This window comes from Natrialba chahannaoensis JCM 10990 (assembly GCF_000337135.1).
GTDB classification, from domain to species: domain Archaea; phylum Halobacteriota; class Halobacteria; order Halobacteriales; family Natrialbaceae; genus Natrialba; species Natrialba chahannaoensis.
Genome location: NZ_AOIN01000014.1, coordinates 1 through 24,621, shown reverse-complemented (window position 1 = coordinate 24,621; position 24,621 = coordinate 1). Strand labels below are relative to the sequence as shown.

Annotated in this window: 26 protein-coding genes and 1 pseudogene; 10 read left to right on the top strand and 17 right to left on the bottom strand. The window is 60.5% G+C overall.

Annotation, left to right across the window (positions count from 1 at the left end):
- Positions 1 to 105: 105 nt before the first annotated feature.
- From C482_RS01815 to C482_RS01805, 3 genes are all read right to left on the bottom strand, one after another.
- On the bottom strand, positions 106 to 702 hold the full coding sequence (locus C482_RS01815) for a DUF655 domain-containing protein (protein WP_006165639.1): 597 nt from the start codon (positions 700 to 702) through the stop codon (positions 106 to 108).
- 102 nt (positions 703 to 804) lie between these two features.
- A complete protein-coding gene (locus tag C482_RS01810) occupies positions 805 to 1,161 on the bottom strand; it encodes an RNA polymerase Rpb4 family protein (protein WP_006165638.1) in 357 nt (118 codons plus the stop codon).
- Positions 1,162 to 1,194: 33 nt separating this feature from the next.
- A complete protein-coding gene (locus tag C482_RS01805) occupies positions 1,195 to 1,503 on the bottom strand; it encodes a 50S ribosomal protein L21e (protein ID WP_006165637.1) in 309 nt (102 codons plus the stop codon).
- Between the two features lie 171 nt (positions 1,504 to 1,674).
- On the opposite strand from C482_RS01805, the gene C482_RS01800 reads away from it, so the two are divergent.
- On the top strand, positions 1,675 to 2,868 hold the full coding sequence (locus C482_RS01800) for a cystathionine gamma-synthase (protein ID WP_006165636.1): 1,194 nt from the start codon (positions 1,675 to 1,677) through the stop codon (positions 2,866 to 2,868).
- A gap of 43 nt (positions 2,869 to 2,911) precedes the next feature.
- On the opposite strand, the gene C482_RS01795 is transcribed toward C482_RS01800, so the two are convergent.
- Both C482_RS01795 and C482_RS01790 read right to left on the bottom strand, forming a co-directional pair.
- Complete coding sequence (locus C482_RS01795) at positions 2,912 to 3,937, bottom strand: hypothetical protein (protein ID WP_006165635.1); 1,026 nt, start codon at positions 3,935 to 3,937, stop codon at positions 2,912 to 2,914.
- 295 nt (positions 3,938 to 4,232) lie between these two features.
- Positions 4,233 to 5,297, bottom strand: a complete 1,065-nt coding sequence (locus C482_RS01790) for a terpene synthase family protein (RefSeq protein ID WP_006165634.1) — start codon at positions 5,295 to 5,297, stop codon at positions 4,233 to 4,235.
- A gap of 97 nt (positions 5,298 to 5,394) precedes the next feature.
- On the opposite strand from C482_RS01790, the gene C482_RS01785 reads away from it, so the two are divergent.
- The gene (locus C482_RS01785; protein WP_006165633.1) at positions 5,395 to 6,093 is read left to right on the top strand and encodes an MBL fold metallo-hydrolase; all 699 of its coding nucleotides are present in this window, start codon (positions 5,395 to 5,397) and stop codon (positions 6,091 to 6,093) included.
- A 12-nt stretch (positions 6,094 to 6,105) separates the two neighbouring features.
- Here the strand turns inward: C482_RS01785 and C482_RS01780 are convergent, their stop codons facing one another.
- The gene (locus tag C482_RS01780; RefSeq protein ID WP_006165632.1) at positions 6,106 to 7,290 is read right to left on the bottom strand and encodes an RNA ligase; all 1,185 of its coding nucleotides are present in this window, start codon (positions 7,288 to 7,290) and stop codon (positions 6,106 to 6,108) included.
- Between the two features lie 95 nt (positions 7,291 to 7,385).
- Here C482_RS01780 and C482_RS01775 point away from each other — a divergent pair, with 95 nt between their 5' ends.
- Complete coding sequence (locus tag C482_RS01775) at positions 7,386 to 7,850, top strand: hypothetical protein (protein ID WP_006165631.1); 465 nt, start codon at positions 7,386 to 7,388, stop codon at positions 7,848 to 7,850.
- A 146-nt stretch (positions 7,851 to 7,996) separates the two neighbouring features.
- Positions 7,997 to 8,677, top strand: a complete 681-nt coding sequence (locus C482_RS01770) for an RNA ligase partner protein (RefSeq protein ID WP_006165630.1) — start codon at positions 7,997 to 7,999, stop codon at positions 8,675 to 8,677.
- 156 nt (positions 8,678 to 8,833) lie between these two features.
- Here C482_RS01770 and C482_RS01765 read toward each other — a convergent pair whose 3' ends face one another.
- Positions 8,834 to 10,144, bottom strand: a complete 1,311-nt coding sequence (locus C482_RS01765; protein WP_006165629.1) for an MFS transporter — start codon at positions 10,142 to 10,144, stop codon at positions 8,834 to 8,836.
- A 277-nt stretch (positions 10,145 to 10,421) separates the two neighbouring features.
- Between C482_RS01765 and C482_RS01760 the strand changes: the two genes are divergently transcribed.
- The 3 genes from C482_RS01760 to C482_RS01750 all read left to right on the top strand — a co-directional run bounded on the left by C482_RS01760 (position 10,422) and on the right by C482_RS01750 (position 13,886).
- A complete protein-coding gene (locus C482_RS01760; protein WP_006165628.1) occupies positions 10,422 to 11,405 on the top strand; it encodes a Bug family tripartite tricarboxylate transporter substrate binding protein in 984 nt (327 codons plus the stop codon).
- 175 nt (positions 11,406 to 11,580) lie between these two features.
- Complete coding sequence (locus C482_RS01755) at positions 11,581 to 12,381, top strand: tripartite tricarboxylate transporter TctB family protein (RefSeq protein ID WP_006165627.1); 801 nt, start codon at positions 11,581 to 11,583, stop codon at positions 12,379 to 12,381.
- Positions 12,378 to 13,886: a tripartite tricarboxylate transporter permease gene (locus tag C482_RS01750; protein ID WP_006165626.1), complete on the top strand. Its 1,509-nt coding sequence runs from the start codon at positions 12,378 to 12,380 to the stop codon at positions 13,884 to 13,886. The genes C482_RS01755 and C482_RS01750 overlap by 4 nt, the downstream gene beginning before the upstream one ends.
- Positions 13,887 to 14,311: 425 nt before the next feature.
- Here the strand turns inward: C482_RS01750 and C482_RS01745 are convergent, their stop codons facing one another.
- From C482_RS01745 to C482_RS01735, 3 genes are all read right to left on the bottom strand, one after another.
- A complete protein-coding gene (locus C482_RS01745) occupies positions 14,312 to 14,578 on the bottom strand; it encodes an elongation factor 1-beta (protein ID WP_004216963.1) in 267 nt (88 codons plus the stop codon).
- Between the two features lie 5 nt (positions 14,579 to 14,583).
- Positions 14,584 to 14,763 carry an HVO_2753 family zinc finger protein gene (locus tag C482_RS01740; RefSeq protein WP_006165625.1) on the bottom strand — a complete coding sequence of 60 codons (180 nt, stop codon included), beginning with the start codon at positions 14,761 to 14,763 and terminating at the stop codon, positions 14,584 to 14,586.
- Positions 14,764 to 14,944: 181 nt separating this feature from the next.
- Positions 14,945 to 16,273, bottom strand: coding sequence for a metallophosphoesterase (locus tag C482_RS01735; protein ID WP_006165624.1), 1,329 nt, complete (start codon positions 16,271 to 16,273; stop codon positions 14,945 to 14,947).
- 335 nt (positions 16,274 to 16,608) lie between these two features.
- On the opposite strand from C482_RS01735, the gene nreA reads away from it, so the two are divergent.
- The 3 genes from nreA to arcD all read left to right on the top strand — a co-directional run bounded on the left by nreA (position 16,609) and on the right by arcD (position 19,898).
- Positions 16,609 to 17,904, top strand: coding sequence for a DNA repair protein NreA (gene nreA / locus C482_RS01730; protein ID WP_006165623.1), 1,296 nt, complete (start codon positions 16,609 to 16,611; stop codon positions 17,902 to 17,904).
- 40 nt (positions 17,905 to 17,944) lie between these two features.
- Complete coding sequence (locus C482_RS22150; RefSeq protein WP_049896386.1) at positions 17,945 to 18,262, top strand: hypothetical protein; 318 nt, start codon at positions 17,945 to 17,947, stop codon at positions 18,260 to 18,262.
- A gap of 199 nt (positions 18,263 to 18,461) precedes the next feature.
- Positions 18,462 to 19,898: an arginine/ornithine antiporter ArcD gene (gene arcD, locus C482_RS01720; RefSeq protein ID WP_006165621.1), complete on the top strand. Its 1,437-nt coding sequence runs from the start codon at positions 18,462 to 18,464 to the stop codon at positions 19,896 to 19,898.
- A gap of 396 nt (positions 19,899 to 20,294) precedes the next feature.
- Here the strand turns inward: arcD and C482_RS01710 are convergent, their stop codons facing one another.
- The 7 genes and pseudogenes from C482_RS01710 to C482_RS01690 all read right to left on the bottom strand — a co-directional run bounded on the left by C482_RS01710 (position 20,295) and on the right by C482_RS01690 (position 24,618).
- Positions 20,295 to 20,519, bottom strand: a complete 225-nt coding sequence (locus tag C482_RS01710) for a HalOD1 output domain-containing protein (RefSeq protein WP_006165619.1) — start codon at positions 20,517 to 20,519, stop codon at positions 20,295 to 20,297.
- 548 nt (positions 20,520 to 21,067) lie between these two features.
- Positions 21,068 to 21,232 carry an eCIS core domain-containing protein gene (locus C482_RS20975; RefSeq protein WP_006165618.1) on the bottom strand — a complete coding sequence of 55 codons (165 nt, stop codon included), beginning with the start codon at positions 21,230 to 21,232 and terminating at the stop codon, positions 21,068 to 21,070.
- Positions 21,192 to 21,323: an eCIS core domain-containing protein gene (locus C482_RS22780; protein WP_394295526.1), complete on the bottom strand. Its 132-nt coding sequence runs from the start codon at positions 21,321 to 21,323 to the stop codon at positions 21,192 to 21,194. The genes C482_RS20975 and C482_RS22780 overlap by 41 nt, the downstream gene beginning before the upstream one ends.
- Positions 21,324 to 21,427: 104 nt before the next feature.
- Positions 21,428 to 21,619 carry a hypothetical protein gene (locus C482_RS22705; RefSeq protein ID WP_049896385.1) on the bottom strand — a complete coding sequence of 64 codons (192 nt, stop codon included), beginning with the start codon at positions 21,617 to 21,619 and terminating at the stop codon, positions 21,428 to 21,430.
- A 566-nt stretch (positions 21,620 to 22,185) separates the two neighbouring features.
- Positions 22,186 to 22,419, bottom strand: a pseudogene (locus C482_RS20155) (eCIS core domain-containing protein); the annotation flags it as partial.
- Positions 22,420 to 22,478: 59 nt separating this feature from the next.
- Entirely contained in the window at positions 22,479 to 23,468 is a 990-nt protein-coding gene (locus C482_RS01695; RefSeq protein ID WP_049896384.1) for a hypothetical protein, read from the bottom strand.
- A 1-nt stretch (position 23,469) separates the two neighbouring features.
- On the bottom strand, positions 23,470 to 24,618 hold the full coding sequence (locus C482_RS01690) for an eCIS core domain-containing protein (protein WP_083858565.1): 1,149 nt from the start codon (positions 24,616 to 24,618) through the stop codon (positions 23,470 to 23,472).
- Positions 24,619 to 24,621 lie beyond the last annotated feature (3 nt).

Here is a 24,621-nt window from a genome sequence, read left to right as displayed (position 1 = left end):
ACGTGCTTTGCAGTGTGAGCGGACTGTGACTACGCCTACCGATTTTGTTCGCTACCTACGGATTTCCACTACGTATTACTGCGTTCTACTGCCGGCCACTGCTATCTACTGATTCTGCTCTTGCTCGTGCCGGCCGACGAACGTCTGGTACTTCAGGTCCTCGTCGCGCAGCTCCTGGATGATCCGCTCGGCGACGATCTCGTCTGGGTCGTGGAGGCCGGAAACGCGTTCCGAGAGCTCCTCGAAGCTCTCGAACGGCTTTCGCTTTCGCTCGTCGAGGATCCCGTTGCGGAGTTTCTTCCCAATCCCGGGGAGGAGATTAAGCTGGTGGAGTCGTAACGTGATCGGCTGGGCGTCGTTGTAGAAGTCGACAAAGCGCTGTTCGTCTTCCTCGACGAGATCAGCGACCACGTACTCGAGTTCAGACTGTGCGCCCGAGGAGAGGTCCTCGTACTCGACGCGGTTGCTCTCGGTGACGATGTCGCGTTCGGACGCGGGTTCGACGACGACCTCGCTGCCGATGGTGAGGCGTTCGTCCTCGTCGAACGCGACTTCGTAGAGCTGGAAGTCCGTCGTCCCGAGGGCGTAGCCTGCGGGCGACTTCGCGTACTGCGGTCGGCCGTCGTCGGAGAGGCCATGTGCGAGGTAGTCCAACACGACCGCGCGCCGAACGTCCGTCCCATCGCTATCGACTTCGCTCATTGTCAAGCGATACGGGCACGGCGTACTTAAAGAGTCGGCCCGCTTGCAGCGAGCGCTGCAGTCGTGGGTCGGTCCCCCGTCGTTCGATCGGGTGGTGATCGCTCAGGCGTACTTCGCGACGACGTTGAGAATGTCGTCGAGCTCGTCGCCGGAGAGCGAGTAGCGCTGCTGTGCGTAGACCGAGCGCAGTTCGCTTCGGTTACGTGGCAGGAGGTTGGCGATCTTGTACGCTGTCGGTTCGTCGACTTTCTCGATCTCCTGCAGATCGGTGACGAGGTCCTGTGCGTCGTCGGGTTCGAGGACGGTGAACTGGTTGACGTGGTCGATCGCTCGCGCGAGTTCGTACGGCAGTTCCCGCTCTTCGTCCAGTGCGCGGTCGGCTTCGATGTCGGCGAGCAGCCCCTTCGTCTCCGAGACCGTCAGGAACTCCTCGTCGACGATCTCTTTGAAGATCGTCATAGTGGTATCTGTGTTCGAGAGCGCTGTGCGGTCTCAGACACGCTCTTCCGAGCGATCCTGGGCGCGCAGGTGTGCTGCGGTGACGATGAGCGTCTTGTCCTTGCCACCGTCGTTGATCTCGACCTTGAAGGCGTCGCCCTGCGTGCCGATGACTTCGCCGGTGTGACCGTCGAAGCGTGGGTGGAAGCGTCCCTTGTGAACACTTGGGTCGATCTTCAGGTGGACCTTTTCACCGACCTCGTACTGCTGAATCGCACGCTGTGGCGGCGAGGACCCGCGGTCTCGTGGACTGTTGGATAGCTTGTTCCGGGTTCCCTGACGAGGGCCATTAGATTTCGGCATAGTCGTACGCCCGTCTTGACCGGTGATGGTTATAAAACGCACGTCTTTCGCTCCCGCTCGGCCGCTGTCCATGGCGATGGTTCCCACACACTATCGTGCAACGGTCCCCTCGAAACAGTCTCCTTGATCGTAACAGTAACAATAATCCGACGGCACGACGCGTTGCTCTGTATGGACGACGACGCTGATTTCCCCACCGACGCCGACGCAGATCAGTTCCGGATCGAAACGCGATCGATTCACGCCGGCCAGGAGCCCGACGAGGAGACGGGCGCGCTGATGACGCCGATCCACGCGAACTCAACGTACGAGCAGGACGCTCCGGGAGAGCACCGCGGCTACGAGTACTCGCGAACCGGTAACCCGACCAGATCCGATCTCGAAGCGAATCTCGCCAGCCTCGAGAACGCCGAGTACGGCCGTGCGTTCGCGAGCGGGATGGCTTCGATCAACACCGTGCTCAACCTGCTTGACTCTGGCGACCACGTCGTCACGGGCAACGACGTCTACGGCGGCACCCACCGCATCTTCACGCAGGTGTACGAGAACTACGATATCGAGTTCACGTTCGTCGACATGACCGACCTCGACGCCATCGACGCGGCCTTCCAGGAGAACACCGAACTGCTCTGGCTCGAGACGCCGACGAACCCACTCATGTCGATCGTCGACATCGCGGGCGCAGCGGACATCGCCCACGACCACGACGCACTCTGTGCGATCGACAACACCTTCGCGACGCCGTACCTCCAGCAGCCCCTCGACCTCGGTGCTGACATCGTCTCGCACTCGCTGACCAAGTACCTCGGCGGCCACTCCGACGTGGTCGGCGGCGCACTCCTCACGAACGACGAGGAACTGGACGAGCGCTTTGGCTTCTATCAGAACGCCGTCGGCGCGACGCCCGGCCCCTTCGAGAGCTTCCTCGTCCTCCGCGGTACCAAGACCCTGCCCGTCCGGATGGATCGCCACTGCGAGAACGCCCGCGCCATCGCGGAGTGGCTCGACGACCACCCGGCCGTCGACCGCGTCTACTTCCCCGGACTCGAGTCCCATCCTGGCCACGAGATCGCCAGCGAACAGATGGCCGACTTCGGTGGTATGCTAAGCTTCGAACTCGATGCCAGCCTGGAGGAGGCGAGCGAGGTCGTCTCGAACACCGAGGTGTTCACACTCGCGGAGAGTCTCGGCGGCGTCGAGAGCCTGATCGAACAGCCCGCGCCGATGACCCACGCCACGATTCCGCGCGAGGAGCGCATCGATGCGGGGCTCACGGACGGCCTCGTCCGCGTCTCGGTCGGCATCGAGCACGTCGACGACCTGATCAACGACCTTGAGCAGGCGATCGACGGCGCACTCGAGTGAGTGTATCGGCGACCAACGACCAACACCTCACGCACACTGTATTTCACCACGCAACGTACGAGTCCAGGATCGTCTCAAACCCCTCAAGATATTCCTCAAGGTCGACGCTCTCGAGTGCATCGTTGAAGCGCGCCGCCTCGGCATACTCGACGCGCCAGCGGTCGAGGAAGTCATCTTCGATAGACGAGCGCTCGATACTCCGAACGATCTCGTCCACTGTTTCTGACGCCTGCCCGTGCTCCGCAGTAGCGCGCAGTGTGTGCAAGTCTTCGCGGTTGATTACGTCCGTTTCGACCGCGCGGATGACCACTCCCGAACTGAAATCACCTTCGGCGAGTTCCCGCTGCCAGGTCGCGAGCCAGTTGCCGATCCGGGCCATGCGCTGGGTTCTGTGAGTTACCTGCCGAAGCGTGGAAAGGTCTGCTCGGTCAAATTCCGGTGCGTTCGCCAGGTCAATGACGGCGTAGACGTACACCATCATGTTGTAGGAGTCGTAAGTCCACAGCTCCTGCTCCGAGACGAGATCGGGGGAACGATTGGTGAGCAGTGAGTATTCGACCGCATCGAGAACCTGTCGCAGATCGAACTCGAAAAGGTCGACGAACTCGGCCGCCCGCGGGCTCGCATCGTATCGTTCCCGGAATTGGTTCCAGATATCGGTACTGAGGTCAATTATCTCACTGTCAACACTGTCTTTCTCGGGATCGGTGGACTGATTGTCGAATGGGATGGGTATCAACTCCGCGAGCGTCGCCTGATCGTTATGACGCTCTGCAATATCGTCCGCAATTGTGATGTACATCGTTGCGAGTAACTTTGCCGTTCGGACGCGGTTTTCCAATTCATCGTCAACACACGAGAGTCGAACCTCAGGAGTCCCGTTGTAGCCCCAGCGCCACGTCGAGTGTGGCCTGTCGCCGATGACCTTGTCGTACCGTGCAATGTAGTCAGCAACCGGTTTGGGGAAAGGGTCCTGTTCACGGTCCAAAATAGGATCTGATTCGCTGTCGATATCGGTGATGGAGGGGACGATCGAGGGCTGATTTTCGTCGGACTGTTTATGCACCATATTACCAATAGACATTACAATCCATTAGTTGTATCATTGAGTTGTTGATACAACGGTTCCGAGAATTATCGGGATGACCACCCATAGTCGCCACACGTGGACTCTGACGCCAGCTTATCGCACTTCCGGTACGATCGATTACGGTAGCTAGAACGCATTGCTATGGTGGTCATGTCCCATCAGATGAGACACCGAACCTGATGCAACACGCCACTCCCGTGATTCTCCTCGTCAGAGTTGCAGACGACTGTCCGTAGGCTCGTGTCCGCCTCGTTGATAGCGGTAACCGACATCCTTAGCGCGTCATATTCCGTTTCGCAACGTGTGAGCACAGAATCGTCTCGAACCCGCCGAGGTACGCTCCGAGGTCGATGCTTGCGAGCGCGTTGTCGAACCGCGCCGCGTCGGCACATTCGATACGCCAGCGATCGAGGAAGTAGGCTTCGACGGACGAGCGTTTGACGGCTCGAACGAGCGTGTCGAACCGTTCCGTTGTTGTTACTGATTCCGAGTCCGCCATTGATTCTAACCTTGCAGCCGAGCGCAGGTGCTGCAACTCTGTGGGATCGATCACGCCCGTTTCAATCGCGCGGACGACCACGCCTGAACTGTAGTCGCCCTCGGCGAGTTCGCGCTGCCAAGTCGCGAGCCAGTTGCCGATCCGGGCCATACGCTGAGTTCTGTCGAGCACCTGTCGGAGCGAAGCGAGTTCTGCTCGGTCGAACGTTGGTGCGTTCGCCAGATCGGTGAGGGCGTGGACGAACACCATCATGTTGGCAGAGTCGTAGGTCCACAGCTCCTGCTCCGAGACGAGATTGGGGTCGCGATTCGCGAGCAGCGAGTACTCGATGGCGTCGAGCACCTGCCGCAGGTCGAACGCGAGGAGATCGCCGAACTCGGTTGCACGGGGGCCCGCGTCGTACAGCTCCCGAAAGCGGCTCCAGACGTCGATCGCGAGGTCGACTACGGGGCTGTCGACGCCCGCACAATTGGGATCGGCACACTGGCTGTCGAACGGGACGTTCGCTAGCTGTGCGAACGTTTCCCGGTCGCCATGCAGCTCCGCAACATCGTCTGCGATCGTAATGAACAGCGACGAGAGAAGTTTTGCCGTCCGAACTCGCGAGCCATACTTGTCGGCGACACACGAGAGTCGAAATTCGGGGAACGCGCCGTAGAGCCAGCGCCAGAGTGAGTCCCCTCGATCCCCAATGATATCCTCGTAGCGCGCGAGGAGATCTGTCACAGATTCGGGAAGCGGGTCCTGTTCTCGGTCCGTAATCGGATCCGTCTCACTGTCAAGCGCGGGAGTTGGTGGGACGAGCGGGGATTGGTGCCCGATGGTGGGCTCGTTCTCCATTATATAACCAATGGAAACCTAACCGTATTAGTTGTATTGCTGTCGTGTCGGGCGAACCCGCAGAAGCTATCGGGACGGCGACCCATAGCCGCCACGTATGGACGCTGATGCTGTCGTACACGCACTGCCGATCACGGTCGACTACGGCGGGCAGGATCTCGCGATCACGCCCGCAGTCGTCGAAACCGAACGCGGCCTCGTACTGTTCGATGTCGGCCCCGCCGAGTCCGGTGCGGTCGACGCCATCGAGACGCACCTGCGCGCACTCGAGTACGAACTCACAGACATCTGGCTGGTCATCCTCACGCACCACGACGGTGACCACGCGGGCGCGCTCGAGACGTTGCTTGATCGCACCGACGCGATGGTCGCGGCCCACCGTGAGGAAACGCCGTACGTGACGGGCGAGCGTGACCCGATCAAGGGCAGTGGCGACGACAGGTATCCGCCGGTGTCGGTGGATATCGAACTCGTCGGTGGCGTTTGCGTCCCGACGCTCGCGGGCCCGTTCGAGGTTGTCGAGACGCCAGGTCATTCCACGGGCCACATCTCGATTCACTTCCCTGACGGCGAGTTGCTGGTTGCCGGTGACGCGCTGGTTGCGGACGGTCCGGGTGACGGTGCCGACCGACTCGCTGGTCCGAAACCGGAGTTCACACCCAAGATGGAGCGGGCACTCGAGTCCGTTGCGACGCTCGCCGACCTCGATGTCACGCACACGCTCTGCTATCATGGCGGCTACGTCCCAGCAGGAGCGGATCGGATTCGCGAAATCGCAGAATCGGACAGGCACTGACGGCGGCCGCCGCTACTCGCTGACGATGTGGCCATCGAGGTAGTTCCGAATCGTGTCGTTGGAGGAGGGCGTCCGCTTGCAGAACGTCACGACGCGGTCACCGTCTTCGTGATAGTCGTCCTCAATGTCGATGTTGAGCCCCTGGCCACGGAGGTGTTCGAAGAGCACGTCGATCGTCTCATCGCTCGCGCGGACGGTGTGGCGCTCGCCGAGAGTGTCACCGTCCTCGACTGTCTGGATCGCCTCGCGCATCGAGCAGAGGATCGATTCACCGACTTCGTGTGCGCGCTCGCGAGCGTCCTCGTCGTCTTCGTCCCACTCGACGGTCTGGAACCCCTCTCTGAGCAGTCGGCGGAACATGAACGCCTGGCCGTAGTCGAACGGGAGCGAGAACGCGTACGCGAGATCCGAGTTCGTCGACGCCGAGGTCGTGTACTTGAGCAACGTGTTCCCATCGAGCGATTTCAGTATGACGCCCTCGCGGTTTTCGGCGTCGAGTTCGCGGATGATCTCCTGCACGCTCGCGGCCGCGTTGTCGACATCGACGATCTCGAACAGCGGCGTTTGCGGGACACCGAACGCCTCGTAGCGCTCGCGCCGCTCCTGGACCGGCAGTGGGTCACCCGACTCCCGGTCGCGCCAGTCGAACGCCCGGAACGCGATCGAGTCGACGCCTGGATACTCGTGAGCCGTGTATGGATTCTCCGGGCCGATCATCTCTCCACAGACCATCGCCTGGGGATGGGCCTCGAACAGGTCGGCAAGATCGACCAGCCGCCGGAGCAGACGCGTCGTGAATGGGCAGACCATCCCGCTCCTGGTGAACGCGAGCTGTTCGCCGCCGAGCTGGGCAATGCGAACGTTGTAGCCGTTTAGCTTCTCCTCGACGGCGATTCGTTCGTTCCTGTCGAACTGTGTCGGAATGCCTGTCTTGAGTACCAGTGTTCGGGGTACCTTCGGGAAACCCCGGACAACCTTGCCGTCGATCAGGACGGTCCCGCGCTCGACCCCGCGACGGTAGTCCGGGACGTGACGGTACTCGAGTCCCTCGTAGTTTCGGTGCTCGAAGTGAGGTTCGAGTCCCTCGAAGGCGGATTTGCCGATGCCGAGTTGACTGTGGTAGGTCGTCTCATCGGTGTCAGCGTCCGGTTTCGTTTCTGTCTCGTTGTTTGTCTCAGTGTCGTCTGGATGCTCCATCGATACTTGTACGAGGGGCAGCGGAAAGAATCCTGACCACCATCGTGGTCACCGAAACGGAATTCTCATCGGGCTGGCGTTCCAAACGGGTGGTAATGCGAATCGAACTCCGCGTCTGCCAGCACTGTCTCGACGGCGATCACGCGACCGAGGAGAAGTCGAAGCTGTTGCAGGACATGGTGGCCTGCGCCGAGAAGATTAAAGAGCACAAACACGTCCTCGACCTCGATGCAGTCCACATTCGCCGCGTTCGGGACGACGAACCAGGCAAACCCGAGGCGTTGCCGGTCGTCGCGGCGACCATCCAGAACAACCAGATCGTCCTCAACGACACCCAGCTCGTCGCGGAGGGCCAGGACGGAAACATGCTGCTGTACGCGAACCCGAGCGACATCCTGACGGTGCTTGCGGGGAATATCGACGAGATCAGCAAGGCCGTCCACGAGGACGTGACCGTCGATCTCTCCGAGCGCGGCGCACAGATCGTCTCGCAGGCGGATCTGGGTGCTAAGGGTCCGCAGGGAGGGGAACAGGGTCCAGGGCCATCACCGGGTCCGTAACTGGACGCGCCGCGGTCGCAGCGGTCGTTGCCCTCGTCGTCACACACTGCTGTCTCGCCGTTTTACCACCTTGGGAAATCTCTCAGGCCACCAGCGACCCCACCGTCCCAGCGTAGTTATTTCCACCTTCGTCTCCTACACACCACATGGCCACCTCTAGCGAGGCCTTCAAGCAACGGTTCGTCCTCGACACCTCCCTCTTTCTCACCGAAGAGATTCGTCACAACGAAGAGTCACTCGAGGACGCCATCCTGCGCCTCCTCGAGTTGATCGCCAACGCGCGGCTCAATCTGGGCATCTCGTGTTACATGCCGCCGACGATCCACGACGAGTTCACGACGATGCTCGCGGCCCGCGACGTGAACGACGAGGTGTACTCCCGACTGAACACCTGGGTGATCCGAAAGCATCCCGACCGCTACGCCGTGACGATCCCTGCGAACGTCGTCTACAGCTTCGTCGACGAGATGAGCGGCCGCGTCGACCGTGGGCTCCGGGTGTCTGAAAAGGCGGTCCGACGCGCTGAGGACGCAGTCGACGAGCCACTCGAGGACCACGAGTACAAGACAGAGATCGACGCCATCGTCTCGGATCTGCGCGAGAAGTACCGCACTGCGATGCGGACGGGAGTGCTCGACTCTCGTGAGGATTTCGACCTGTTGATTCTCGCGCGCGAACTTGATGCTGGTGTGGTCACCGAGGATAGGGGGATCATCGACTGGACGGAGGACTTCGGCCTTCGGTTCATTCGAGGTCGGGAGTTCCCGACGCTCCTGGAGCAGTATCTGACGGCAGTGGATCCGGAGACACGGCGGACGATTGATTGATTCCGTTCGCTGTCTGTTGTCCGCTCTTTGCGATTCAATATCTGGTACCTGGCACTCGTATCCATATCCGTATCCGTATCCGTATCCGGAATCTGGCACTCGTATCCCGTCTCTGGTATCGGCATCCGATGTCCAGCAGCCGGCATCACCACAGCGCTAGTTCGTCTCAGCTGGCGTGGCCGCGGGCGCATCCATGCGTTGCTCGGCGAACAGGAGCCACAGCGAACACAGGAACGCGATAGCGACGGCACCGGCGAGGATTCCGAACGCGATGCGGTAGCCGAACTCTGTGTAGGCGACGGTGCCGCCGATGGTTTCGCCGGTCTGGTACCGATCGAGCGCGAGCCCCATCACGGCGGGAAGCACGGTTGCGCCGACGAAGCCGGCGGTGTTGACGGTTGCCGTCGCGACGCCGCTCGCGCTGGCAGGGTAGCGCTCTTTGACGATCGAAAGCGAGAGCATAGCTGCCCCAGCCAACAGTCCACAGCAAAAGTACGAGACGGCGACGAGATACCGGGGTGGCTGGCCGAACACTGGAATCACGCTCAGTGCGATCGCGAAGCAACCGAGCCCGACCGCCATCGGGAGTCGTCGTCGCGCGATGCGGTCCGAAACCCAGCCGATGACTGGTGGGCCGACCAGCATCCCAACGGAGCCAAGGAGCGTGTAGTACGAGGCCGTCGTCGTATCGACGCCGTAGACGACGACCAGATACGGGATCCCCCAGAGTCCGAGCAGGGTGAGGAGCGCACCGTTGCCCGCAAAGAAGACGATCGAGAGCAGCCACTGGACTCGGTCTTTCGCGAGCAGTCGGAGGTTCTGCCAGGTCTCTGCGAGCGAGATAGATGGTTGCTCGGGGACCCCGTCGATTGGTTCGAGTCCGGCGTCGGCGGGAGAACTCCGCGCCAAGACGTACACTGCTGTGGCGGCGACCAGCCCGACAGTGGCGAGGCCGAAGATGGTCGATCGCCAACCGACCGTGCCGACAGCGACAGCGAGCGGTGTCGTCGCGAGGATCGCGCCCAGGCCGGCAACGCTTGCCGTCAAACCAGTCATCGTGGCGAACTCGTCCGCGCGATACCAGTTTGCACAGAATCGAAGAATCGAGACGAAGATGACGCCGCTGCCGAGGCCGATCAGAGCGCGAGAGAGAAATGCCGCGAAGTAACTGTTACTGAGCGCGAATCCGATCGCACCGACGCTGAGAACGACACCGCCTGCCGTTCCGACGTACCGCGGACCGACGCGGTCGGCGAGGACACCGGTCGGAATCTGGATTAGTGCATAAATAAGGAAGAACGAGGCGTGAAGGGTACCCAGTTGTGCGGCCGTCGTCCCGAAATCGACAGTCAACTGTTCAGAGAGGACGCCAGTCGAGAGTCGATGGAGGTTGACGAGGAGGAACACTGTGGCGAGCGCACCCCACGCGAGCCAGCGACGATTCGTCGGATCCGAGAGCAAATTCACGTCTACAGTCTCTCACAGACACCGTCCAGTAAACGTTGCGCTGGCGGCAGTGCTGGTCGTCTTGGTGACTCCAATTCCAAGTCGCATGTCGCTATCTGTCTCTTGGTATCGTGGCTCGTAAGCGGTGTGCCATCATAGGACAACCATGTGCTTATTTGCCAAAAAAGAGCAGATGTGTGCGCATCTATACGAAATTATTTTTCATTTGTGTTCAAGATACCTGTAACTCTTGCATAGGTGGCTACCCTTATCATTGTCTCAGTTGGTACGGTGGATTGTGAATCGACGACGTCTGCTGAAAGGGATTGGTGCAGCATCTACTGTCTCGCTTGCTGGCCTTGCCGGCTGTCTCGACAACGAGGAACTGACCTGGATGATTCCGTGGTCCGAGGGCGGTGGCACGGACACCTACGCCCGTCAGCTCGGCCCACTCATGGAAGAAGAACTCGACGGCTCCGTTGTCATCGATAACCAGCCTGGTGCGGGGAGCCTTCGCGGCATCGAGTGGCTCCACAGCCAGGCCGACGACGGCACCGTCTTCGGCACCGCGAACACGCCAAGCTGGCAGTTCGGCTGGCGGCTCGAGGGCATCGACGACTGGCACCCGTCTGACTTCGAACCGATCGCGTACTCCGGCGTCTTCGGCTACACGATCATCGTCAACGACGAACTCGGTGTCAGCGACTTCAGCGAACTACAGGACGCCTACGCCGACGGCGAGGTCGACAACTTCGCGTATCAGGGCGTCGGCCACGACAGCCACGTTATCTCCTACCTGCTTCGCGACGAGTACGATCTCGAATGGGAGAACGCCGTCGCCTACGACGGCGGTGGCGAAGTCAACGAAGCCGTCATCTCCGGCGAAACGCCGGTCGGCATCGCAACGAACACCTCCGCCGCCGACGCCGCCGACTCTGGCGACGTCAGCGCCATCGTCAACCTGATGGACACCGATATTGACGCCTTCCCAGAGATTGACCAGATCACCAACTACGGCGACAGCCTTGCGTACATCACCGAATTCAGACAGACTCAGATCGCGCCGCCAGGCACCCCGGAAGACGTCCGCCAGGACCTCGCCGACGCAATCGAGTACGCTGCAACCCACGACGAGGCCCAGGAGTGGGCCGAAGAAACCGGCAACGTACTCGAGTACGGTGATATAGATGCGGCGGCCGACGACCTCGGCGGTGCGCTCGACGACCTCGAGGAGAACGTCGACTTCGAGGCGTTCCAGGAGCGGATCGAAGAAGACGCATAACCTGACGTGGTCGCTCACACTCGCTGGTCTGGTGTGAGTCGCGTGTGTAGTGTGCGTAGTGTGGGTGATGTGAGTCGTGGAAGTGGCGTGTGCAATGTACGCAGTGTGAATAGTGTGCGTGCCACGGGATAACACCAGTACCAACACCAACCGATAATCCAGGAAATCACAATTGATGGACGACACAGACACCGTTGGCGAGACCGTTTCACGCACTTCCAGAGAGGGGATCGAGACGGTCACGACCCGACTCAGTGACGCGGGTGAAGTCGTGTTCCGCGAACGAGGGACGATGGAGCACGTGTTGTTGCTCTGTTTCCTCGTCGCTGCGAGTTACATGTTCTGGGAGGCCAGCGAGTTTGCCGCGAGCGCGGCGATGTTTCCCCGGCTAACAGCCGGAGCGACGATCGTGCTTTCGCTCTTGCTCCTCGGACGAAACTATCTGCCGGGTCCACTTCGGCGATTCGTTGCCGAGCCGGCACAGTTACTCGGCGGTGACGAGGACGATGTCGAAGCTGACGAGCAGCCAACCGAGCAGCCGACCGCAGGTGCCTACACGTACGACATCGACGATCCGCGGGGCCCCGCTGTCACCGCAGGACTGTGTGTGCTGTATCTGGGCCTGACGTTCACGATCGGGATGCTGTACGCAACGCCGATTTTCGTCGCACTCTTTGCATGGTGGGCGGGTATCGGCCGACAGCGGTCCATCGCACTCGTCGGCGTCGGCTTTCTCACCGCGCTCGTGTTCTACCTCGTTATTGCGCCAGAAATCGCGGTCGGCTGGTACACCGGCTGGGAACCGCCGGTACCGCTGTTCATCGGCGGGGGAGACACCAGTGCATGGGCCACACTCACTGTACTCGCTGGCGTCGGTGGCGGTCGGACAACGTGTGAAACGGCCCGTTCACACGGCACTACCGCTGACCGAGAGGGGACCACTCCCTGCGAGCACGGGGTGAATCCGAACCCATGACAGTCGAATCACTGTTCGGGGCATTCGAGACACTGCTCACGTTCGAGACGATGATCTGGGTGGTCCTCGGTATTCTACTGGGGATTATCGTCGGTGCGTTGCCGGGGCTCGGACCGCCGCTTGGGATGGCGATTATCTTGCCGATGACGGCACCGCTGTCACCGGAAAACGCGATTATCCTCTTGATCGGGATCTACAGCGGCTCGATGTACGGCGGGTCGATCGCGGCGATCCTCATCAATACGCCCGGGGTGTCGTCCTCGGCGGCGACGATGTTCGACGGTTACCCCATGTCGAAACAGGGGAAAGCAGCCACGGCGCTATCGATTTCGGCAACAGCGTCGACGATCGCCGGTTTATTCACGATTACGGCGCTGATCCTGTTCTCGCCGTTCCTCGTCGAGGTCGTGCTTGCAGTCGGTTCACCGGAGCGGTTCCTCGTTGCCGTGCTCGGCCTGGCGATGATCACCGTCGTCACCCGGGGTTCGGTGGCGAAGGGACTGCTTGCCGGTGTCGCTGGCTTACTCGTGACGACGGTTGGGTCGGCCCCGATGAGTCTCGACAACCGGTACACGGACTCGATGCTGCTGTACGATGGGATCGACTTCGTCGCCGTTCTCATCGGATTGTTCGCGATCGCAGAGATGATGAAACTCGCCGGACAGACGGGCGGTATCGCTGATCAGGCGGTCGACATCGGCGGCGGCATTATCGACGGCGCAGTCGAGACGATCAAGCGCCCGTTCACGGTGTTCAAATCGAGCATGATCGGGATGATCGTCGGCTCCATTCCCGGCGCTGGCTCGACGGTTTCGAACTTCGTCGCCTACTCCGAGGCCGTCCGCAGTTCGGACGATCCTGATTCCTTCGGCTCCGGTAACGAGACCGGTGTCGTCGCCTCGGAGGCATCCAACAACGGCACTGTCGCGGGTTCGCTCATTCCTGCGATCTCCTTCGGTATTCCCGGCAGTTCCTCGACGGCCGTCCTTATCGCGGGGCTGCTCATGCACAACCTGCGACCCGGCCAGAGTATGTTCGATCCGAGCGGCGAACTCGCGTTGACTTACACGATGTTGCTCGCGTTGCTGGTTGGAAACGTCATCATCCTCCTCGTCGGGCTCACACTGGTCACTCGACTCGGCATCCTGACCCGAATCGACACGAACTACCTCATTCCGATGGTCGTCGTCCTCTCGTTCCTCGGGACGTACGCCCTCGACTCGAACCCCATCGACGTTGTGACGATCATCGTCTTCGGCGTGATCGGCTTCTACATGGTGCGGTACAATTACTCCGTGATCGCGTTCGTCCTCGGAGTGGTCCTCGGTGGCATTGCCGAGAATAACCTCTACACCTCGCTACAGATCTCCGATGGCTCGTATATGATCTTCCTCAACCCGATCGAGTACGGCTGGCTCTCGCCGCTACTCGTGGTCGCAATCGTCGCGATCCTGTTTGGTCCGTTCCTGAAGGGCCGACTCGATGCGTACCGAGAATCGGCCTGATGCGTCGCTTTTTCAGTATCTTCGAATCGGCCTACGCTGGATCGATGGTACTCGAGTGCTTTCGGAGTCTACCGTCTACACTATAGTACCAACTGCAACTAGTTACACACTGATCGCACGTTCGCGGTTCTCGCTCAGTTCACTCGCTCCGACCCGCGCTGCCGTCGTGNACACTGATCGCACGTTCGCGGTTCTCGCTCAGTTCACTCGCTCCGACCCGCGCTGCCGTCGTGCGATCAGGTGCGCAGTGACTTGCAGTGGCTACTATAGCGGTGGGTGAGGGTGTGGCAGAAGTATGATCAGATTTGGGAGCCACGTCAGTGTGCTACCCAACGCGGGCAGCTACCCGACGCAGCCAAGCTGTCAACGCAGTCGCTCACGACCAGTTACAGCGAACACGGATCGAAAATCGATTCGGATCCGAGTTAGATACGACCGACGTTCTCGACGCCGACGCTCTCGACGCCTTCGACGTCATCGAAGTTCTCTTCGACGGTTTCAGTGCCGCCGGAGCCGTCAGGGACGATCACGGTCGGGTAGAGTGCGACGAGGCCGAACGCGACTTCTTCGCGCTCGACGCCGTTGATCTTCGCACCCTCGGGGAGCGCGCTCTCGAGGCGTTCCTGCAGCGCGTCCAGATCGATCTCAGGGCTGTCCGGCATGACCTTAATTTTGGCAGCGACTTTTCCCATTGATATCAGGGTCCGGTGAATCCGCACTCGTTGCACTCATAGAGGTTGCTCTGCTTGCGGCACTTGGCACAGCGGTAAATCTGCTTGCCACACTCCGGACACTTGAACGCCGCGGCGTTCGTACCGGCGATGTTGATCCCACAGGAGACGCAGGATCGTGCCTGCTGATCGTCCGTCGTACTCATACCCCTTCCTTTCCGCCCGCCGTTTTTAACGGTTGTCTTTTGTGTGTTCCCGGTGTGTGTCCACGACACGTACGATATCCACGGCATGTACGTCAGGTCGTCGTTCGTCCCTGCTCGTCCCTGCTCGTCCCTACTCATCGCCACTCGTCGCAAGTCCCAGTGTGAGCGTTTCAAACCCGCGTCACTCGTCCGAATCGATTGTCGTCCCCGACTCCGTAATGCGCGCCCGGTTGGGGTACTCGAGTACCGGTTGGCGGCCCAGTGTCAGCAGTCGCTCAACGAGAGTCATCTCGTCTGCGGCAGGGCTTGGCTTGTCGGCGGGCTCGTATGTGACGACGAGGCCGTCGTCCTCGGCCGACATGCGTACGATACACAGGTGATACGAGGGGTAGTAGACGGGCGGGAGAACTCCGGTGATGACGTCCCGGCGGTGGAGCCGCTTTAGCCAGGTACCGGTGTTGACGAGCAACCGGTCGTCGACGACGGCCATCGTCGGCCGATGGGTGTGGCCATAACAGAAGACTGCGGTGTCCGGCCGTTCCTCGAAGACATCCCGTGCGGCTTTGCTGTACGGCTTGTCGGGGTCAACGGTAAGGTCGGTGTCACGGATGCCGAACCGGTCGATAGTCGCGCTGAGGTCGCGCAGGACGAGGTAGACTGGAATGCTCGCGAGGAGCAAGATACCGACGACAACAACGTTGGCGACGAGCAGGAAGTGGACCGCTTCACCGACGAGTCCCAGCTGTGCGAGTACGTCGTCCGTCACACCGACTGGCATGGTCCAGATGCCTGCGACATCGAGGGCCGCCAACACGGTGATGACGACGCTAACGTTGAACAGCAGGAGAATCGGCAGCAAGGCGTACCGAAGCGTTGGTTTCATTTCCCGGTAGAAGTACTTCGAGAGGAGCCAGCGGGGCACGCGTTCGGTCGGTGTCACCGCCTGAACGTCCTTGAGCCAGTTGTACCGACCGCGATCCGAGAGGCGTCCCGCTCGACTCGTCACCAGGATATTGTAGTAGTAGCCGAGTGGCTTCTCGTAGGGATTCCCGAAGTCTTCGAGCCGATTGTTGGGGTCTTGTCTATGGCCGTGTTCGAAGTGAATCGTCCGGTCGCCGAGCTGTCGAGTTAGCGACTCGGCCCGAACGAGCGTGACGTTGTACTCTGCCAGCAGCTGTTCGTACGCCTCGTATGCGGCGAGTTCGCTGTCGTGGTTGCCTGGAAGCAACGTAATCGGAATCGCCGCACCAGTGGCGCGGAGTTGTTCGAACAGGTTCGGATATCGCTCGACGAGTATGTCGAACTTTTCGGGACCCTGGGACTCGGTGAACTCCCAGAGGCCAAACAGGTCCCCGTTGATCACGAGTTCTGCCGATTCGTCTGTCGTCTCGAGTCGGCGAAGGAACGCGAGCAGTTCGGGGAGGAAATCGATGTCGCCCAACTGCTCGTCGCCACCGATGTGGAGGTCGCTGATGACGTAGTACACCGGTTCCTCGCCGTCAGCACCCATAGAGACCTGTTCGCGTGCAACCACAATAACTGCCCGTGCTGTTCCGAACCGTGTCTTCCAGAATCTATTCTCCCCCTGCCACGTCCCCATCTGTGACACGTAGTTTCTCACCCAGAAAATGCTGGACTGTCTATTTTATACCCCAGAAAGAAAGAATGGATGCGGCCTGGTTCCCACACACTGCCGGCACCGACATAACATCGGTCTCGGCGCTGCCCGATGGGTGGTGGAGTGCCTGGCCGTGCCTCTGACATTTCGCTGGGGATGCGCACCGCTAGCCCGCGGAGCGCCGTGCAACTCAACATTCAAACCCCAGCCACCCCTACAGTGAGTGAATGCGCCTCGACGACTATATCGAGGAACTCGAACCCGACGAGGAAGCCGAGCGCCGCCGCCTCGCGAAGGAAAAGTCCTACGCGATCACGGACCACCTCGAAGAGTTCGAACGCCGCTTCGACGACGCGTTGAGCGGTGACACCCTCGTCGGCTCGACCGCCCCCTCGATTTTCGTCGGCCGATCAAACTATCCCGACATCCCGGTCGGCGTGCTCTCACCGGTCGGTGACGAGGACGACGCCGAGGAGTACGTCACCGACGGCAACTGGTACCAGCAGGGGTACGCTATTGACGACGTACTCCAGCGTCGCACCGGCTTGCTGAACTCCAACAAGCGCGCGAACGTCGACTCCCCCGCCATTGCGAGCCGCCTCACGCCCTCCGTTCACGACACCTGGGACGGCTTCGTCGGCGTCCAGCGCGAGGTCGCCATCGCCGGCAATCCGGTCGACCTCGAAATCGGCCTCGACGATACACCCGATCTCGGACTCGATGTGGGAACAGACGTCGCAACGCCGCGCGGCCCGCGTGCCAACGCCCGGAACGCAGAGCTTCGGGAAAACCCGTACGTCCCGAAACCGGTCAAAAAAACCTTAGAAGACGACGACTGGCAGGCACAGGGCGCGATGACCTACCTCTACCGGCGCGGCTTCGACGTCTACGAGATCAACTCGATTCTGTCGGCCGGCGCGCTCGGTGAAACCGAGCAACGCCGCCTCGTTCCAACCCGCTGGTCGATCACTGCAGTCGACGACACCGTCGGCCAGTTCCTCCGCGGCCGCATCCGCACCGAACAAAGCATCGACGAGGTCCAGGTCTGGGCCAACGAGTACATGGGCAACCGCTACTGGGTCGTCCTCGCACCCGGCACCTGGGAGTTCGAACTCGTCGAGATGAAAGCTCCCGGCAGCATCTGGAATCCAAACAGCGACGGCGACATCTGGCTTCAAAGCGCTAGCGAAGGCTACGAGGGCCGCACCAGCTACGTCGAGGAAACCGCCGGTGCCTACTACGCGGCACGATTGGGTGTACTCGAGTACCTCGAGTCAATCGGCCGGCAGGCGAAGTGTCTGGTTCTCCGGGAAGTCTCAGATGACTACTGGGCACCTGTTGGCGTCTGGCAGGTTCGGGAGAGTGTGCGAAACGCCTTCGACGGCCAGTACGGTGAGGCGGAGACGTTCCACGAGGCGGTTGCGGAGATTGCGACGCAGTTGCCGGTGTCTCACGCGCGCTTACAGCGCAAGTCCGAGCTTGCGGCGGGGTTGCAGACGAACCTGAACGCGTTTTCGCAGTAACAGGGGAACGCCTTTGATTGGACGGCGACTCCACTCCAGTATGGGTTTGATCACGGCTACAGTTACGTTCACGCCAGTCCCTGCCTCGCTCCCGTCTGATCTGGGGACGATTCTGGCGGTATTGTTCATGCTCATTGGCGTCCCGATGATCCTCTTTGGGCTCATCTTTCTCTATACGGGGTACGTCAGGTACGACGCCGAGCAGTATCTCGACGAACTCGAGGGCGAGCAAACAACGCAGTCAGAGAATCGAGGGCAGGCGGAGAACGCCGACGCCGACCACGAGGTTGAACAGAAACGATCCGACCGGTCACCACGGGCTGATCCTGCAGACGAGACTGAGCAACGTGATCGGTAGCCGACGCTGTTCTCTCGCTTGCGGCTCGTTTTAACGTCTAGCGAGTTGTCTCTGTTACTCGTGTCCGGTGTCCCTCGCTCGAGTAATTCGTTCACGTCCGCTGATCGTGCCCAACGCATTCATGGCTATCGGCACCACACAACATGCATTTCGATAATAAAAAGGTCTATTTTTATTCCTTGCCCGCATAACTTGGCCGATGGCACTCGACTTTACACCGACTACCTTCGACGAACTTGATCCGGATCGACGGCCCTCGGTCCGGCTCGCACTCGTCCCCGTGGCTGCCGTCGTTATCTTCCTCGGCATCGGCTCGGCACTTCTCGGGTTGGATCCGCACGTGCCGCTGCTGTGGAGTATCGTCGTCACTGGCGCATTCGGCCACTACCTCGGCTACACTTGGGACGAGCTCTATGAGGGTGCCGCAGACGCGCTTCTCATGGGGATGCAGGCGATCCTGATCATCTTCACCATCTACGCACTCATTGCCACCTGGGTCGACGCCGGGACGATTCCTGCGATGATGTACTACGGTCTCGAACTCCTCTCACCGCAGATATTCCTGCCCGTCGCAGCAGTCCTCGCGGCGGGCGTCGCGTTCGCTATCGGTTCTTCGTGGACGACGGTGGGAACGCTCGGCGTCGCCTTCGTCGGCATCGGCTCCGGGTTAGGCGTACCCGCACCGATGACAGTCGGAGCGGTCATCTCCGGTGCCTACGCGGGCGACAAGCAGTCGCCACTCTCGGACACCACGAACCTCGCTGCTGGTGTGACGAACACGCCGCTGTACGACCACATCCACCGCATGCGAACCGGAACCGCAATCGCGTTCGGTATCGCCGTCATCGCGTTCGCCGTTCTTGGTCTGCAGGCGAGCGGAACTGTCCCGTCCGGTCAGATCGACGAGATCCAAAACGCGGTGGCAGGAACGTATTCCATCTCCCTACTCGTCTTCGCTCCGCTGGCCGTCACCTTCGGACTCGCACTGCGCGGGTATCCCGCCCTTCCGACGCTCGTCGTCGGCACGTTCGCCGGCGTCATCACCTCCATCCTCGTCCAGGGAACCGGCTTCGTCCCAGCGTGGGAGGTTTTCATCGAAGGGACCGAACCAGAGACCACCTCCTCGCTTGTGAACGAGTTGCTCGCAACCGACGGGCTCGCGGGATCGGCCTGGACGATTACTGTTGTCGTCGCCGCTCTCGTCCTGGGCGGCCTTCTCGAGAAGACCGGCGTGCTCGCCGTCCTCGCTCATCGCCTCTCGCAGGGCGTCCGCAGTTCCGGCTCGCTCATCGCCGGCACCGGTATCTCGGCGATGGCGATCAACGTCCTCACCGCCCAGCAGTACATGAGTATCGTCCTCCCGGGCATGACGCTCCGGAACCTCTACGAGGACTTCTCGCTGGATAGCGACGAACTCTCGCGAGCTGTCGAGGCTGCCGGGACGCCAACCGGCGCGCTCATCCCGTGGCACGCCGGCGGTGTCTTCATGGCGTCGGCGACTGGCGTGGCGACACTCGAGTACGCCCCGTTCTACCTGTTTGGGTTCCTCTCGCCGCTGGTGTTGTTCGCGATGGTGGCGATGGGGTGGGATGTGCCGACGACGCACCGCGCCGAGCGGGTCCAGAGTGCAGACTGATACTGCCGGACAGAAGTCGGTCGCGAAGTCGCAGCCGTTCCCGAAGGTGGCGGCCACAGTAGCGCGACCGGTCTTCGACTCGTTCTGTCCGACAGTANAGAAGTCGGTCGCGAAGTCGCAGCCGTTCCCGAAGGTGGCGGCCACAGTAGCGCGACCGGTCTTCGACTCGTTCTGTCCGACAGTATGAGTGGTGTCCCTGCCGTCCAGCGCCCGCTGAATGTGATGTTCGCGGCCGAACACGCCGCCGTCCGCTCGATCTGGAAGTATGTCGTGTGGGTCGAATCTGAGATCCGTGCCGTGTAAACGGTACTCGGCGAGCAACTTCGAGGCGCTGGCCGAACTGATGACACTGAGAAAAAACGCGGTGATCAACAGCCACTCCCTGTCTTCGATCCGTTACCGCTTCTCGTCGATCACCTCCACCGCCACGTCGTCGGACCCGGGCCCGATCACGACGCGATAGCCTTCGTACTCGAAGCCAACGAGGGCGTTCCCGCCAGACTCGAGCACCGCAGCCAATGCCTCTGGATCAACGACCTCGTACAGCGGTGGCAGATCGGCCACGTCGAGGTCGTTATGGGCCGCGATACGAGTGAGTGCCGTGGAAATAGCGGGATGCATTGGTAGTCTCAAGATCAATAATTCGCGCGGCGAACGTCGACTCGCAGTCGGGACACGTGATCGTGCCCTGAGCCGGGTCCGTGCGGATATCGGTGCCGCAGTTACAGTGGATCGTCAGTTCACAGTGCATGTGTCGAGTTGATAGCGTAGCCCGACACGCAGCGAAGAGCACCCCTAGATGATCCAACCGCCTGTGAGACTCTGTTGGCGATAGGTCGGCAGGTCTTTATTNTAGCGTAGCCCGACACGCAGCGAAGAGCACCCCTAGATGATCCAACCGCCTGTGAGACTCTGTTGGCGATAGGTCGGCAGGTCTTTATTTCGCCGCCGTCAATGATGGAGTGCTCCCGCTACGCGGGGGCTGCGAACGAGCCGGAGTTCCAAGCTTGGCGGTTCGGACTCCGGCTCTGCGCACTTTCGTGCGCGTCTATTAGATACTCAAGCAATCGTAAAGAACGTTAGGATATTGACCGATTGGTGACTTCTTACGCCGTTGAATGGGCGCGACTTTCGCTCGAAACTTCGAGTACTCGAGATTGACTCGTCAGTCACCCTCGAGCAGTCACATCGAGAAACCGATCCGAAAGGACCGCAAGCTGGCCCAGTACGATATCCGTGACGACGACTGGGTCTTCATCAGCGAATGCCTGTTCAGCCGCCTCCGCAGCTTTCTCACCCGTGTGAATGCGCACGTTCGAGAAGTCGGCGTCCATCCGGGCTCTCAGCGNCAGCGAATGCCTGTTCAGCCGCCTCCGCAGCTTTCTCACCCGTGTGAATGCGCACGTTCGAGAAGTCGGCGTCCATCCGGGCTCTCAGCGTGCGCTTCCCAGGTGGCCAGCAGCAGTCAGTGGGAAGCGAACAACTGGACATCGTCGACTAACTGGACAAGAATGTGAGACGGTAGTCGATTACGCTTCCGGTTTGACAGGCTCCCCAACGTGTTCGTAGGCGTCGTCGGGAGTGTGCTCTTCGAACCAGGTCGTAATCTCGGCGTCGGGGTTCCAGTACATTTCGTAGAAGTCTCCAGTATTGTACCAGCCGACGGCGTCGGCGAGTCCTGGCCCTTTAATCCTGAACGGCTCTGGTGGCGCAATCCCCATCAAGATGTAACAATCNTCCAGTATTGTACCAGCCGACGGCGTCGGCGAGTCCTGGCCCTTTAATCCTGAACGGCTCTGGTGGCGCAATCCCCATCAAGATGTAACAATCGCGAATCTGGCAAATCAGGTGATTTGCCAATCGAGTCTGGAGCTCGCGGATCGAATCGACTTGCAGACGATCCAGTTCAATCCGTGCATCCGGCTCACGGTCAATGTCTGGCTGGTCGCCGTACTCAACAGTCGGATTGTCGAGTGATCCGGTCTGGACGTGAATGCCAGAGATGTCGTCGATGAGCAACCCCTCGCGTAGGCTGGGAAGTGAGTCTGGGTCCACGTCTGCAGCCGCAGCTAGCATCTCATGGAATTTGGGGAGGTACTCACCTTCGATCCTTCGTTCACCACCAACGTTGACGGTCGCACCGACGAGATTCAGCAGGTCTGGATCACCCAGCAGTGCAGCCGCCCCGGTGTCCAGACCACCGTCGCCAATGCCGAGATAGATGTCTTTCAGGTAGACTGGATCTTTGGGACCGACGCCCTCGGGTAGGTCGACTGCCGGTTCGGTATCGCCGTAGATGTGGGTCGGGATCGATCTCGAGATCAGCACCCTCCTGGGGCATCATCGAAATCGCGGTACCTGTCTGCTGTTTGACGTGTGCAAGTTCGTGCGCCAGCAGGAACTGATCCTCCGGACTCTGTGGATCGTACTCACCAGTGTTGAAGACGATGTCGTTGCCGCAGGTGAACGCCTTCGCATCGATTATCTCCGCGGCTTTGGCCGCCTTCGAGCGTGGATGTACAACGCCATCCAGCGAGTTGCTACTTCGATCCGTGAGCGAAGACATGTCTCTTGCGGTGATTAAAATGGTTCCCAGGAACGGATCTCGGAATCGTCAGACCAGTAGTCCTCGTAGAGATCACAGAACTTCTGACACTGGAATCCCTCGTACGTACCCCAGCCCTGGGCACGGAAAGCCACGGGCGGGTTCACGCCCATCAACAGGAANTCACAGAACTTCTGACACTGGAATCCCTCGTACGTACCCCAGCCCTGGGCACGGAAAGCCACGGGCGGGTTCACGCCCATCAACAGGAAGCGATCGCGGATCTGGTAGGCCAGGTGGGAGACGACGAAGTGCTGGAACGAGTGGAGAGCAGTCACGTCGAACGCCATAATCTCGAGTCGCGCGTCTGGTTCGCGCTCCAGCGGATCGGCACCGTACTCGACCTTCTCGGTTCCGCGCCCGTCGTTGTACAGGACGTGGATATCGGAGACGGCCTCGATGTCGAACGCGAGCGAGTCCAGTTCCTCGATGGCGATTTCGGCCGCTCCCGACTCGAGTGGTGAATCCGGTTCCCCCTCGAAACGCGCGAGGAACTGCTCTAGGACTGGCGGCTCGAACCCGACCGGATCTGGCTCAAGGTAGATGTCCTGCTGGTAGACGATCGGATCGTCCGGATCCGCCTCGGGGAAGGGCAACTCAACGGACGAGCCGTCGTAGTGGCTCGCCAGCCTCGCTTCTAACTCGCCGAAGTAGTCGGTGAACATCGACTCGTCCAGCCGGTTGATCGCGAGCAGGGCCGCCATCAACCGGTCTGGGTTTTCTCTCGGTGGCACCGTGTCGTACCCTCGCTCGCGGTAGACGTGCCAGCGAGCAAATCGGCGTGTCTGATCGACACGCTCGCATTCTTCTCGAGTTCGTTTTGCAGGGTTGTTTGCTATCACTCCACACTCGTGGTATGATATTTCACCATTTGGTGAAATCGACATTAAATGCTCCGAGCCATTATGATCAATCACACTGAGTCCGAGTTCTCCGTTTCCTTCTCCAGTGATTTTTGCGTCCATATTATTCTTCCCGCTCATTCACGTGATCTGGTCGGTTGTCCTCATCAAGGAAGGTCCCCTTACGGATTTCTTCCTTGATTTTCTTGGCCCGCTCTGCGAAGTCGCCGTTGGTTTGATACCAAATCTCTTTGACGTCTTCCCAGGACTCGATCTTCCCCTGTTTTGCGTGTGCGAGAAGTTGCTCGCCACGTTCATCGACACCGTACTCACTCCTTGCACTGTTTTTCGTGGCTTCCAGCAGTGCTGGGATTTCGGTGACGTTCAACAGAAGCGTACTGATGAGTTGCCACTGGACCTTGTCCCAGGTGGAGGTGTCGGCCGCTCCCCACAGTTTCTTTCGCTGATCGTCCGTCAGGGCAACGTCTTCCAGTTTGTCCTCGATCTGTGCTTCCAGTTCCGCCACCCGGTGTTGAATCTTCCCCTGTTGTGTCGCTCCCTCGAGGAGTGCGCTGAAGCCGTCTTCGCCCTTCCCGATCAGTTCTCGACGGCTGAGGCTGGCGCTCTCTGCCACGTCCTCCTGCTCGAGGATGTCCGTGGCCGTGGAATGAAGATTCTGCAGTTGCAACTCGTTCGTTTTCTCGCGTACGTCCGAATGGTCTTCCCCGCGTTCTTCCTCAAACATCGCCAGGGCTTCGAAGACCTTCCCTTTCGGGATCCGCTGAATGTGCACGTCGGTGCCCATGCGGTTGACCACCAGCGGCTCCTCACCGGATAACGCCTCCTCGGCAGCCTGATCTGCTTCCCGCTCGAGGTGGGGATCCGGATCGATCTGTAGATCCGCATCCGGCTTGGGCATCATCGAGATCGGTGCCCCGCCGTTTTGCTGTGTGACGTGCGCCAGTTCGTGTGCCAGGAGGAACTGACCTTCTGCGGACTCGGGATCGTATTCGCCCGCGTTAAAGACGATATCGTTGCCACAGGTGAACGCCCGCGCGTCGATAGCCTCGGCAGCCTCGGCAGCTTTCCCGCCCGTGTGAATGCGCACGTCCGAGAAGTCGGCCCCCATTCGGTCTTCCATCGTCCGCTGGATCGAGCGCTCAAGCGGCCGGCCACCACTGCCCAGCACGTCGAGCACCTGTCCGGGAACCTCGTCCTGAGTGGTGTCCGTGCCGTCCAGTGCCCGCTGGATGTGATACTCCTGGCCGAACACGCC

Excerpts from the sequence above, each read along its gene's own strand:
- C482_RS01815 (WP_006165639.1), bottom strand. The coding sequence starts at position 702 with ATGAGCGAAGTCGATAGCGATGGGACGGACGTTCGGCGCGCGGTCGTG.
- C482_RS01810 (WP_006165638.1), bottom strand. The coding sequence starts at position 1,161 with ATGACGATCTTCAAAGAGATCGTCGACGAGGAGTTCCTGACGGTCTCG.
- C482_RS01805 (WP_006165637.1), bottom strand. The coding sequence starts at position 1,503 with ATGCCGAAATCTAATGGCCCTCGTCAGGGAACCCGGAACAAGCTATCC.
- C482_RS01800 (WP_006165636.1), top strand. The coding sequence starts at position 1,675 with ATGGACGACGACGCTGATTTCCCCACCGACGCCGACGCAGATCAGTTC.
- C482_RS01795 (WP_006165635.1), bottom strand. The coding sequence starts at position 3,937 with ATGGTGCATAAACAGTCCGACGAAAATCAGCCCTCGATCGTCCCCTCC.
- C482_RS01790 (WP_006165634.1), bottom strand. The coding sequence starts at position 5,297 with ATGGAGAACGAGCCCACCATCGGGCACCAATCCCCGCTCGTCCCACCA.
- C482_RS01785 (WP_006165633.1), top strand. The coding sequence starts at position 5,395 with ATGGACGCTGATGCTGTCGTACACGCACTGCCGATCACGGTCGACTAC.
- C482_RS01780 (WP_006165632.1), bottom strand. The coding sequence starts at position 7,290 with ATGGAGCATCCAGACGACACTGAGACAAACAACGAGACAGAAACGAAA.
- C482_RS01775 (WP_006165631.1), top strand. The coding sequence starts at position 7,386 with ATGCGAATCGAACTCCGCGTCTGCCAGCACTGTCTCGACGGCGATCAC.
- C482_RS01770 (WP_006165630.1), top strand. The coding sequence starts at position 7,997 with ATGGCCACCTCTAGCGAGGCCTTCAAGCAACGGTTCGTCCTCGACACC.
- C482_RS01755 (WP_006165627.1), top strand. The coding sequence starts at position 11,581 with ATGGACGACACAGACACCGTTGGCGAGACCGTTTCACGCACTTCCAGA.
- C482_RS01750 (WP_006165626.1), top strand. The coding sequence starts at position 12,378 with ATGACAGTCGAATCACTGTTCGGGGCATTCGAGACACTGCTCACGTTC.
- C482_RS01745 (WP_004216963.1), bottom strand. The coding sequence starts at position 14,578 with ATGGGAAAAGTCGCTGCCAAAATTAAGGTCATGCCGGACAGCCCTGAG.
- C482_RS01740 (WP_006165625.1), bottom strand. The coding sequence starts at position 14,763 with ATGAGTACGACGGACGATCAGCAGGCACGATCCTGCGTCTCCTGTGGG.
- C482_RS01735 (WP_006165624.1), bottom strand. The coding sequence starts at position 16,273 with ATGGGTGCTGACGGCGAGGAACCGGTGTACTACGTCATCAGCGACCTC.
- nreA (WP_006165623.1), top strand. The coding sequence starts at position 16,609 with ATGCGCCTCGACGACTATATCGAGGAACTCGAACCCGACGAGGAAGCC.
- C482_RS22150 (WP_049896386.1), top strand. The coding sequence starts at position 17,945 with ATGGGTTTGATCACGGCTACAGTTACGTTCACGCCAGTCCCTGCCTCG.
- arcD (WP_006165621.1), top strand. The coding sequence starts at position 18,462 with ATGGCACTCGACTTTACACCGACTACCTTCGACGAACTTGATCCGGAT.
- C482_RS01710 (WP_006165619.1), bottom strand. The coding sequence starts at position 20,519 with ATGCATCCCGCTATTTCCACGGCACTCACTCGTATCGCGGCCCATAAC.
- C482_RS20975 (WP_006165618.1), bottom strand. The coding sequence starts at position 21,232 with ATGGACGCCGACTTCTCGAACGTGCGCATTCACACGGGTGAGAAAGCT.
- C482_RS22705 (WP_049896385.1), bottom strand. The coding sequence starts at position 21,619 with ATGGGGATTGCGCCACCAGAGCCGTTCAGGATTAAAGGGCCAGGACTC.